Origin of the sequence: Actinomadura sp. BRA 177 (assembly GCF_013372625.1) — a bacterium.
Classification (GTDB): Bacteria; Actinomycetota; Actinomycetes; order Streptosporangiales; family Streptosporangiaceae; genus Spirillospora.
Genome location: NZ_JABXFD010000669.1, coordinates 1 through 9,986, shown reverse-complemented (window position 1 = coordinate 9,986; position 9,986 = coordinate 1). Strand labels below are relative to the sequence as shown.

General features: G+C 71.3%; 9 protein-coding genes. 4 read left to right on the top strand and 5 right to left on the bottom strand.

The window, feature by feature from the left end; genetic code table 11:
• Window positions 1–138: 138 nt before the first annotated feature.
• Together HUX53_RS37470 and HUX53_RS37465 are read right to left on the bottom strand one after the other, a co-directional pair.
• Entirely contained in the window at window positions 139–429 is a 291-nt protein-coding gene (locus tag HUX53_RS37470; protein ID WP_176408014.1) for a protealysin inhibitor emfourin, read from the bottom strand.
• A 24-nt stretch (window positions 430–453) separates the two neighbouring features.
• Window positions 454–1,893 carry a hypothetical protein gene (locus HUX53_RS37465; RefSeq protein WP_176408013.1) on the bottom strand — a complete coding sequence of 480 codons (1,440 nt, stop codon included), beginning with the start codon at window positions 1,891–1,893 and terminating at the stop codon, window positions 454–456.
• Between the two features lie 155 nt (window positions 1,894–2,048).
• On the opposite strand from HUX53_RS37465, the gene pcrA reads away from it, so the two are divergent.
• The gene (gene pcrA, locus HUX53_RS37460; protein ID WP_217920354.1) at window positions 2,049–4,307 is read left to right on the top strand and encodes a DNA helicase PcrA; all 2,259 of its coding nucleotides are present in this window, start codon (window positions 2,049–2,051) and stop codon (window positions 4,305–4,307) included.
• On the opposite strand, the gene HUX53_RS37455 is transcribed toward pcrA, so the two are convergent.
• Entirely contained in the window at window positions 4,304–4,801 is a 498-nt protein-coding gene (locus HUX53_RS37455; RefSeq protein WP_176408012.1) for a MaoC family dehydratase, read from the bottom strand. The two genes, pcrA and HUX53_RS37455, sit on opposite strands and share 4 nt — an antisense overlap.
• A gap of 20 nt (window positions 4,802–4,821) precedes the next feature.
• Complete coding sequence (locus HUX53_RS37450) at window positions 4,822–5,421, bottom strand: TetR/AcrR family transcriptional regulator (RefSeq protein WP_176408011.1); 600 nt, start codon at window positions 5,419–5,421, stop codon at window positions 4,822–4,824.
• A 50-nt stretch (window positions 5,422–5,471) separates the two neighbouring features.
• Between HUX53_RS37450 and HUX53_RS37445 the strand changes: the two genes are divergently transcribed.
• The gene (locus HUX53_RS37445) at window positions 5,472–6,011 is read left to right on the top strand and encodes a GNAT family N-acetyltransferase (RefSeq protein ID WP_176408010.1); all 540 of its coding nucleotides are present in this window, start codon (window positions 5,472–5,474) and stop codon (window positions 6,009–6,011) included.
• A gap of 2 nt (window positions 6,012–6,013) precedes the next feature.
• On the opposite strand, the gene HUX53_RS37440 is transcribed toward HUX53_RS37445, so the two are convergent.
• A complete protein-coding gene (locus tag HUX53_RS37440) occupies window positions 6,014–7,510 on the bottom strand; it encodes a glycoside hydrolase family 15 protein (RefSeq protein ID WP_255206007.1) in 1,497 nt (498 codons plus the stop codon).
• A 300-nt stretch (window positions 7,511–7,810) separates the two neighbouring features.
• Between HUX53_RS37440 and sucC the strand changes: the two genes are divergently transcribed.
• On the top strand, window positions 7,811–8,989 hold the full coding sequence (gene sucC, locus HUX53_RS37435; RefSeq protein WP_176408009.1) for an ADP-forming succinate--CoA ligase subunit beta: 1,179 nt from the start codon (window positions 7,811–7,813) through the stop codon (window positions 8,987–8,989).
• A 2-nt stretch (window positions 8,990–8,991) separates the two neighbouring features.
• On the top strand, window positions 8,992–9,879 hold the full coding sequence (gene sucD / locus HUX53_RS37430; protein ID WP_176408008.1) for a succinate--CoA ligase subunit alpha: 888 nt from the start codon (window positions 8,992–8,994) through the stop codon (window positions 9,877–9,879).
• Window positions 9,880–9,986: the final 107 nt, after the last annotated feature.

Genomic DNA, 9,986 nt, shown 5'->3' with positions numbered 1-9,986 from the left:
GGCGTGTGGTGTGGGGCGCGGCCGCCGCCGCGTCGATGGCCGCGACCGGCGCCGGCCGCGTGCCCGTCCGCGCGGCCGCCGAGGCGGCCCGCGACCACCGCAAGACCTGAACGGCGGCGGGCCGGGCCCGCCACCGATTCAGGTCGAGTCGGGGCCTTGCAGGAGGGCGCCGAGGACGGACGTCACGCCCGCCGCCGGGTCGCCCCGCACCTCGTAGACGCGGGGCTCCTCGCCGGTCTCGTCGATCGTGATCCGGTAGGCGGGCAGGTCGGCGCCGATCTCCTCCGGTTCGCCCTGGGCCGCGGCGAGGGCGTCCACGGCCTCCTGGATCCGGCCGGCCCGCCCGGCGGGGAGTGCGGCGGTGTCGTACAGCGCGACGACGGCGTTCCGGCCGGTGAACCCGCCGGTGCTCTCGATCTTCACGCGCATGGCGCCCTCTCCGCCCGGCTCCTCCTACTTGCTGAAGGCCCGGTGCAACTCGTCCAGTTCGTCCCGGAGGATGTCATCGTCCTCCAGAGAGCCCCGCCTGGCCAGTTTCTCGGGGGCCACGACCTGGTACTCGGGCATCTGCATGGTGCCGCAGCAGCGCGACCTGTCCTGGTCGGCCCGCAGGCTCGCCGAGTGCTCGTCGCGCGGCTCGACCTCCGTGACGTCCTGGCCGTCGCCGGTGTAGCCGGGCTCGGTCATCGTCATCCGCCCGCTCAGCATGTCGCGCAGCGGCGTCGCCGCGGTCGTGATCTCGCGGACCGCGAACCGGTTGCGGATGAACGTCCGGTAGATCGCGGGGTCGCCGCGGCCCGCCGAGACCTGCAGCATCTTGTTCGCGACGTCCACGTACCGGGCGCCGGTCGCCGGGGACGCCACGATCGCGTCGAACACCAGCTTGCACAGCGCGGACGCCGTCTCGATCAGCACGATCGCCGGGTCCTTCGTGCGCCGCTGCCGGCTCAGCTCGAACGTGTAGACGTCCGCGAGGACGTCGTAGATCGCGCCCGTGAACACCTGCGAGATCGCGTGCACCTCGTTGCCGACCTGGCTGAGCTTGAGGTCGTTGTCGGCGTTGCGTAGCCCGGACGGCATCCCGAGCGCCTTGCCGAACTCCTCCGCCAGCTCCGACAGGAACGACTTGTCGTGCAGGTTCGCCTTGGTGAGCGCCACCAGCGCCTCCGCCTGGTCCGGCTCCGCCAGCGCCAGGAAGATCGCGGTGATGTCGCCGAACGCCTCGTGCAGCCCGCCCGTCTGCGGCGGATTGCCCGCCGACAGCCAGCCCGGCTTGAGACCGTCCAAAATCGCGTGGCCCGTCTCGTGCGCGACGATGTCCAGCGACCGGCACGTGTGCAGGACGGCGCGCTGCCCCTGCGGCGTGAAGAACAGGAACTTGAGCGCCTTCGCCGTCCGGCTGTAGAAGGCGTTCGCGCCCTCGCCGGCGTGCGGGAACACCGTGATGCGGTCGGTGTTGCCGCTGACGTTCCACGCGAACGGGATGGGGTTGCCGCCGTTGTGCCGCTCGTACATCGCCATCGTCTGCCGGACGACGGCGAACGTGTGCGCGCAGTCGAACTGCGGCGTCCCGGCGGCGAACACGAAATCGCCGTTGATGTTGCGGGCGACCGGGGTGACCTGCGCCAGCTCCGTCTGGACGCGGGCGTCCATCGGGCCGTTCAGCACCACGGTCGGCAGGAAGGCCAGCCGCGCGCCGAGCGCGGTGACCGACGGGTCCTGCTTGTAGACGAGGAACCGGTGCCCGGGACGGAGCGGCACCGGCACCGGAACCGGCCGCGGCACGGGCCGGGGGAGCGGCGGAACCGCTCGCTGCGCGCGCTGGGCGGGAATCTCGATCCGGGTCGGTTCGGCGTCCCGCGGCGCCTGGAAGTCCTGCTGGTGGATCGTCATCGAAACCACCCTTCCCCTGACTTGGGTGAGCCCCAACGTCCGCCGGTCGCGAGATCGAATCAACCCGGGGCGGCCCATCTGTCCACATGCTGCCGCGCGGGCCGGGTTCGGGGACGCGCCGAAAACGTCCGCGCCGCGCCGTAGACTCGCACGTGATGTCGAAGACCGAAGCTCACCACCCCTTGCTCGATGGCCTCAACCCGCAGCAGCGCGCCGCCGTCGTGCACTCCGGCGGCCCCCTGCTGATCGTCGCGGGCGCCGGCTCGGGCAAGACCCGGGTGCTCACCCACCGCATCGCGCACCTGCTCGGCGAGCGGGACGTGCACCCCGGCCAGATCCTCGCGATCACCTTCACCAACAAGGCCGCCGCCGAGATGAAGGAGCGCGTCGACGCCCTCGTCGGGCCGCGCTCGCGCGCCATGTGGGTGATGACGTTCCACTCCGCGTGCGTCCGGATCCTGCGCCGCGAGGCCAAGCGCCTCGGCTTCCCCACGAGCTTCTCGATCTACGACCAGGCCGACGCGAACCGCCTCATGGCGCTCGTCTGCCGGGAGCTCGACCTCGACCCGAAGCGGTACCCGCCGAAGTCGTTCAGCGCCCAGGTGTCCAACCTGAAGAACGAGCTGATCGACTACGAGACGTTCAAGAACCGCGCGTCCACGCACATGGAGCAGACGCTCGCCGAGGCGTACGAGATGTACCAGGCGCGGCTCCAGCAGGCCGGCGCGATGGACTTCGACGACCTGATCATGATGACGGTCAACCTGCTGCAGGTCTTCCCGGAGGCCGCCGAGCACTACCGGCGCCGGTTCCGGCACGTCCTGGTGGACGAGTACCAGGACACGAACCACGCGCAGTACGAACTCGTCCGCGAACTGACGGCCCCCGTCGAAGGCGTCGGCGCGGCCGAACTATGCGTCGTCGGCGACGCCGACCAGTCGATCTACGCGTTCCGCGGTGCGACGATCCGCAACATCCTGGAGTTCGAGCGCGACTACCCGGACGCGACCACGATCCTCCTGGAGCAGAACTACCGCTCCACCCAGACGATCCTCTCGGCGGCCAACGCGGTCATCGAACGCAACGCCGACCGCAAACCAAAGAAGCTGTGGTCCGACCAGGGCGAAGGCCACAAGATCACCGGCTATGTGGCCGACAACGAGCACGACGAGGCCGCGTTCGTCGCCCACGAGGTCGACCGCCTCACCGACGACGGCGACGCCCGCCCAGGCGACGTCGCCGTCTTCTACCGCACCAACGCCCAGTCGCGAGTCTTCGAAGAAGTCTTCATCCGCGTCGGGATGCCCTACAAGGTCGTCGGCGGTGTCCGGTTCTACGAGCGCAAGGAGATCCGCGACGCGCTCGCCTACCTGCGCTGCCTCGCCAACCCAGAAGACACCGTCTCCCTGCGCCGCATCCTGAACGTTCCCAAGCGCGGCATCGGCGACCGCGCCGAAGCCTGCGTCGAGGCGTACGCGTCCCGCGAGCGCATCTCGTTCTGGCAGGCCCTCCGGGTGCCCGAGGACGTGCCCGGCATGGCGACCCGCTCGATCAACGCCGTCCGCGAGTTCGTCACCCTGCTGGACGAGCTGCGCGCCGCCGCCGAGACCCTCACCCCCGCCGACCTGATCACCGAGGTCCTCAAGACCAGCGGCTACCTGGAGGAACTCCAGGCGTCCAAGGACCCGCAGGACGAGACCCGCGTCGAGAACCTCCAGGAACTGGAGGCCGTCGCCCGCGAATTCGAGGAGCGCCTCGACGGCGAATCCGCCGAAGGCCGCCTCCCCGAATTCCTCGAACAGGTCGCCCTCGTCGCCGACGCCGACTCCATTCCCGGCGGCGCCAAGGGCGGCCCGGTTCCGCCCGGCGAGCAGCCGGAGGAGACCGACCAGGGCGTCGTCACGCTGATGACCCTGCACACCGCCAAGGGCCTCGAATTCCCCGTCGTCTTCCTCACCGGAATGGAGGACGGCGTCTTCCCGCACCTGCGCGCCATGAGCAACCCCAAGGAACTCGAAGAGGAACGCCGCCTCGCCTACGTCGGCATCACCCGCGCCCGGCAGCGCCTCTACGTCTCCCGCGCCACGATGCGCAGCTCGTGGGGCGCACCGCAGGTCAACCCCCCGTCCCGCTTCCTGGGCGAGGTCCCCACGACCCTGCTCGAATGGGAACGAGAAGCCTCGTCGACGTCCACCCCGGCGATGTCCCGAATGGCCGCACGCCCGGGCACCCGCTCCCCGGGAAACCGCCCCGTCCCGTCCCTTTCCCCAGGCGACAAGGTCACCCACGACACCTTCGGCCTGGGCACCGTCGTCTCCGTCTACGACCGAGGCGAAAAGGCCAGCGTAGACTTCGGCGGCGAATACGGCGTCCGCACCCTAGTCCTCCGCTTCGCCACCATCGAAAAACTCTAGCCCTCGGCGCGGCGCTTCAGGAGGTTCGTGGGGAGGGTGGTCAGGACGACCTGGTCGTCCTGGTTGAGCAACTCGGCGCGGGTGCGGACGATGCCGCGGTCGGGCTTGGAGCGGGACGGGCGGGCCTCCAGGACGGTGACGCGCAGGTGCAGTGCGTCGCCGGGCCGGACGGGCGCCGGCCAGCGCAGCTCGTCCAGGCCGGGGGAGGCGAGGCTCGCGACGCGGGACAGGAAGTGGTCGGCGAACAGCCGCATCATGAGGGAGCCGGTGTGCCAGCCGCTCGCGATGATGCCCTGGAACGGCCCGGTCGCGGCGAAGTCCGGGTCGGTGTGGATGGGCTGCGGGTCGAACCGGTGCGCGAACTCGACGATCTCGGCCTCGGTCACGCTGACGTGGCCGTACTCGTACACCGAGCCCTCCTTGTAGTCCTCGAAGTACCGGTCGTCGATCGGGGCGGGGAAGTCGGCACCGAGAGCGCGCGTGCTGATCGTCATGGCTCCAGCATCGCGCTTCCTCAGTCCGGCCGGGAGGCCGGGTTCAGCGACGCCAGGAAGGCGTCGAGCATGGCGACCTGGCGGTCGGGCGGGAAGCGGGCCGGGTCGAAGAGGGCGTGGACGACCAAACCGTGCGCGAAGGCGGCGGCGGACGCGGCGACGTCGTCCGCGTCGAGCGCGGCGGGCAGTTCGCCGAGTGCGACGGCCGCGGTCACGTGCGGGCGGAGCCGATCGCGCCAGCGGTCGTAGCGCTCCCGCTGGCGGTCGGCGAGGCCGGGGTCGGCGAGCGAGACGTCCCAGGAGCTGACCCACACCCGGTTCATGGCCGTCGCGGCGGGGGTGAGGCACAGGACGTCGAGAAGGGCGGCGCGCAGGGCGGGCAGACCCGGCCGGGCCGTGCGCAGGGGGCGGCTCGCGGTGCGCTCGTCGGCCACGTCGAGGGCGTGCGCGACGAGGGCCCTCTTGTTCGGGAAGTAGTGGGTGAGCAGGCCGGTGGAGGCGCCCATCTCCGCCGCGACGGCGCGCAGCGTCAGGCCGCCGAAGCCGTGCTCGGCGAGGACGCGCCAGACGGCCTCGGACACGTCCCGGCGGCGGGCGTCGTGATCACCTCGGGCGGGCATTCCCGTAGGGTACATAACAAACGTTCGGTATGTACCCCCCAGGAGGTCCCATGTTCGCTCGCACGATCGCCGACGGCGCCGAACTCCGTCCGCTGGAGCCGTGGCAGGCGGCGGAGTTCGCCGAGCACGCGCGGAGGGTCCGCGCCGACATCGAGGAGTACATCCCCTGGGCCCGGACGGTCGTGGACGAGGAGACCGCCCGCGCCCTGCTGCAGTCCTACGCGGAGAAGCAGGCCGCCGACCGGGGGCGCATCTACGGCATCTGGGTCGACGGCGTCCTCCAGGGCGGCGCGCTCTTCCGGACGTTCGACGCCGTGCAGGGAGTCTGCGAGGTGGGCGTCTGGCTCGCCGCGGAGGCGCGCGGGCGCGGGCTGGTCACCACGGCCGTCCGGCACATGATCGATTGGGCGTTCGGGACGCGGGGGCTGCACCGGGTCGAGTGGCTCTGCGATCCCCGCAACACCGCCAGCGCGGCGGTCGCGACGCGTCTCGGCATGACGTGCGAGGGCGTCCTGCGGCAGGCGTTCGTGCTGGGCGGCGAGCGCAGAGACGTCCAGGTCTGGGCCGTCCTCGCCGATGAGCCGGCCTGACCCTAGGGGACGGGTAGAGGGCGTTCGAGGGCGGAGAGGGTGAGGAGGACCAGGGACGCTGTCCAGCCGAGGGGGGCTGGGCCGGCGGGTTTGCCGGTCGGGCCGACCTTTTCCGGGAGGACGCCGAGGGATGTTCGGTGGGCCGCTAGCCAGCTGAGCCGGTCGAGGGCCTCGTCCGTGCGGCCGGAGGCGGCGCTGTTCAGGCCGAAGAGGGCCGTTTCCGGGGTCCAGGCGACGTCCGGGGTGCCGGACCAGCGCTCGCCCGGCAGCACCCCGCCGTTCGGCAGTGCCTGCCGGCGGGCGGCGTTCGCGATCGCGGCGGTGATCTCCTCGTCGGCCGGGGCGAACGGCGGGGCGAGGAACGTCACGGAGGTGTCCATGAGGCCGCCGGGGACGGGCGAGCGAGGGTATCCGTACGGTGCGAACTGCCTGGCCACGGCGTCAGAGACCCGTCGCGCGGCGTGCTGCCATTCGGCCTGCTTGCCGCTGTCACCGCGCAGCCGCGCGAGGTCCGCGGCCGAGCGCAGGCCCGCGAGGACGGGGCCGACGACGCCGAGGGTGGGGCGCCGCGGGTCCTGCTCGCGGTGGGGGTCGCGCTCCCAGTAGTCGGACGAGGCGGGCGGCAGCCCCTCGGCGTCCAAGGAACGTGCCAAGTGGTCGGCGGCGCGGGTCACCATCGGCCACAGGTCCGGCAGTTCGTCGGGCGGGCCCGTCTGGACGCGGTAGAACCAGGCCGCCCACAGCACCCAGCCGAGCGAGTCGAGCTGGGGCTGGCGGCCGTCGGCGACCGCCGTCCCGTCGGCGTTGTAGCGGGCGGCCCACATGCCGTTGTCGCTCTGGGCGCGGGCGAGGAAGCGCAGGACGCGGCGGGCCTCCGACGGGTGGCCGGTGACGGTGAACGCGGCGACGGTGAACGCGGAGTCGCGCGGCCAGCAGTACCGCCACTTGGTGTACCAGGAGGCGAGCGACGCGCCGTTCGGGCGGGTGAGGAGCCGCAGGTCGAGCAGGGCGCGCGCCGCCATGTCGCGGTAGGTCTGGCCCTTCCCGCCGGTCGGGATCGTGCCCTGCGACAGCCACAGGTTGTCGGACCGGACGGCCGTGTCGACCTGCGGGTCGGATGCGTCCACGGTGACGGGCGTGTCGCCGCCGGACGGGATGAGCCGGATGCGTCCGTCCGCGAGCCGGATGGCGGAGCTGTCCGGCAGGTAGGAGGCGCCCTCGGCCTGCTCGGGGGAGAGCGGGACGCCGGTGAACGGCCAGCCGCCCCCGCCGATGAGCCCGGGGCTCGCCCAGCCGGGGCTGGACGGTTCCGGTACGGTGGCGCCGCCGGTCGCGACGAGCGCGGCGATGATCAGCAGGGCGGTGGTGCGGCGGGCCGTGCGCACGCCCGACCGGCCGCGGGCGCCCGGCCGCCTGCGGGGCCGCGCGGGCTCGACAGGGATGTGCCGTACGGGGACGGCGGCTGCGAGGGACGGGTCCCGTTCGTCCGCCATCGCCATGCGCCCAGCCCCCTTTGCCGCACCTCGCAGAAGCGAATTAAGTACATCAAGCTACGTCAAATGGTTCATCCTCCTCACGAGCCACTCGTGCCCACCCCTCAGGAGGAGACACCTGCCGCCCGGTGACAGTTGCCTTCTAGGACGGACACTCCGTGACATATGGACCCGGCGGCATCACCACGAAGGCGGGTTGACTAGGCTGCATCGACGGAGCGGACCGCAGAGTGCCGGCCGCACGGAAACCCGTGTAGATCGCCGACTCGTGTGGTCTTTGGCTGTCGATCCGTTAAGGACGCCCTCGTGGACCTGTTCGAACATCAGGCGAAGGAACTCTTCGCCGAGTACGGGGTACCGGTGCCCACCGGCAAGGTCGCCCGTACTCCCCAGGAAGCGCGCGCCATCGCGGAGGAGCTGTTCTCCGCGGGCAGCAAGAAGGTCGTGGTCAAGGCCCAGGTGAAGACCGGCGGCCGCGGCAAGGCCGGCGGCGTGAAGCTGGCCGACACGGCCGACGAGGCGGAGACGCTCGCCGACCGGATCCTCGGCATGGACATCAAGGGCCACACGGTCCACAAGGTCCTGATCGAGGAGGGCAGCGCGATCGCGCAGGAGTACTACTTCTCCTTCCTGCTCGACCGCGCCAACCGCACCTTCCTGTCCATCTGCTCCGTCGAGGGCGGCGTGGAGATCGAGGAGGTGCCGCACGACCGCCTCGCGATGGTGCCGGTCTCCCCGCTGGACGGCGTGGACCGGGCCACGGCCCGCTCGATCGCCGAGCAGGGCCGCCTCCCCCAGGAGGCCCTCGACGGCGCCGCCGAGCTGATCGAGCGGCTGTGGGCCGTGTTCACCGACGAGGACGCCTCCCTCGTCGAGGTGAACCCGATGATCCTCACCGCCGACGGCCAGGTGAAGGCCCTCGACGGCAAGGTCACGCTGGACGACAACGCCGGCTTCCGCCAGGACCACGAGAAGTTCGAGGACAAGGCCGCCGCCGACCCGCTGGAGGCCGCCGCCAAGGCCAAGGACCTCAACTACGTCAAGCTGGACGGCAGCGTCGGCATCATCGGCAACGGCGCCGGCCTGGTCATGTCCACGCTGGACGTCGTCGCCTACGCGGGTGAGCAGTTCAACGGCCAGAAGCCGGCGAACTTCCTCGACATCGGCGGCGGCGCGTCCGCCGAGGTGATGGCGAACGGGCTGGAGATCGTGCTGTCCGACGCGGCCGTCAAGTCCGTCTTCGTGAACGTCTTCGGCGGCATCACCGCGTGCGACGCCGTCGCCAACGGCATCGTCTCGGCCTACAAGCTGCTGGCCGACCGCGGCGAGGCCGTCGACCGCCCGCTCGTCGTCCGGCTGGACGGCAACAACGCCGAGCTCGGGCGCAAGATCCTCAACGACGCGGGGCTGCCCGGCGTCCAGCAGGTCGACACCATGGACGAAGCGGCCAAGCGCGCCGCCGAACTCGCAGCGGCAGGTGCATGAGCATGGCCATCTGGCTCACCGAGAACAGCAAGATCATCGTCCAGGGCATCACGGGCTCCGAGGGCACCAAGCACGGCCGCCGGATGCTCGCGTCCGGCGCCCAGGTCGTCGGCGGCGTGAACGCCCGCAAGGCCGGCCAGACGGTCGACTTCGACGGCAACGTCCTCCCGGTGTTCGGCACCGTCAAGGAGGCCATGGAGCAGACCGGCGCGGACGTGTCGGTCGTCTTCGTCCCGCCGAAGTTCACCAAGGACGCCGTCGTCGAGGCGGTCGACGCCGAGATCCCGCTCTGCGTCGTCATCACCGAGGGCATCCCGGTGCACGACACCGCCTACTTCTGGGCGTACGCGGAGAAGCACGGCAACAAGACCCGCATCATCGGGCCGAACTGCCCCGGCATCGCGTCCCCCGGCAAGTCGAACGCGGGCATCATCCCGGCCGACATCACCACGCCCGGCCGCATCGGGCTCGTGTCCAAGTCGGGCACGCTGACCTACCAGATGATGTACGAGCTGCGCGACATCGGCTTCACCACCTGCGTCGGCATCGGCGGCGACCCCGTCATCGGCACGACCCACATCGACGCGCTCCAGGCGTTCCAGGACGACCCGGAGACCGACGCGATCGTGATGATCGGTGAGATCGGGGGCGACGCCGAGGAGCGCGCCGCCGCCTACATCGAGAAGAACGTGACCAAGCCGGTCGTCGGCTACGTCGCCGGGTTCACCGCCCCCGAGGGCAAGACCATGGGCCACGCGGGCGCGATCGTGTCCGGCTCCGCCGGCACCGCGCAGGCGAAGAAGGAGGCCCTGGAGAAGGTCGGCGTCCGCGTCGGCAAGACCCCGAGCGAGACCGCCGTCCTCATGCGGGAGATCATGCAGAACCGCTGACCCCCCGCCGAACGCCGAAAAGACGCCCGAGCCGCGCGCGGCCCGGGCGTCTTTCGCGTCCCACCCGGGAACCCGACACGGTCGGTGGGGGTGTGGGGGGACGACAA